The organism is Nocardia sp. 852002-20019_SCH5090214 (assembly GCF_001665865.1).
Taxonomy (GTDB): Bacteria; Actinomycetota; Actinomycetes; order Mycobacteriales; family Mycobacteriaceae; genus Nocardia; species Nocardia nova.
In genome coordinates this window covers 1-596 of sequence record NZ_LZMK01000218.1, presented here as the reverse complement: position 1 = coordinate 596, position 596 = coordinate 1, and the positions used below count along the sequence as shown (strand labels likewise).

Annotated in this window: 1 pseudogene; it reads right to left on the bottom strand. The window is 64.9% G+C overall.

Annotation, left to right across the window (positions count from 1 at the left end):
- Positions 1-596: pseudogene (locus tag A5780_RS17170) on the bottom strand (hypothetical protein); the annotation flags it as partial.

The following is a 596-nucleotide window of genomic DNA, read 5'->3' as shown; positions in this document are numbered from 1 at the left end:
GATCGTTGCAGGTCGATCGAACGGGCCGTGTCGATTGTGCCGACTGCTTCGGCCTTCTTGGCGGGCTCGAGCAGGCCGGCCGTGGTCAGTTGCGGCAGGATGATCTGCTGGTCGCACAGCGACATGTGCTGGGTTCCTGCGATGCGCAGGGGGATCTTCACCCCGGTGTTGGTTGCCCAGCGCGGTTCCCAGCCCGGATTGCCGAACCAGGGCGAGGTGTCGCTGGCCAGCATCAGCAGCGGCCGGTCGAGACCGTCCGCGGCGACAGAGCCCAGGATCGGGCCGTCCAGATCGACGCCGGCACGGACACGGTGGTCGTCGTGCATCGTTTGCACGGTTGTCGACCCGCCTAGCGAGTGACCGAACATTCCGACTTTCGACAGGTCGAGGTCCTCGGCGAGGTGCGGTGGGAGTCCAGCGCGTCCCGGCTGTTCGGTGGCAGCAGTCATCAGTTGGTCGAGGACGAAGCGTGTGTCGGCGACCCTGGTCGGCAGGAGTAGATCAGGAAGGATGTGTTGCGGTGAATCCAGTGGCACCTGAGTGTGTTCGGTGTGTCCGTCGGGAAACTGCACCGCGAACGCTTCGTGGGTGTGGTT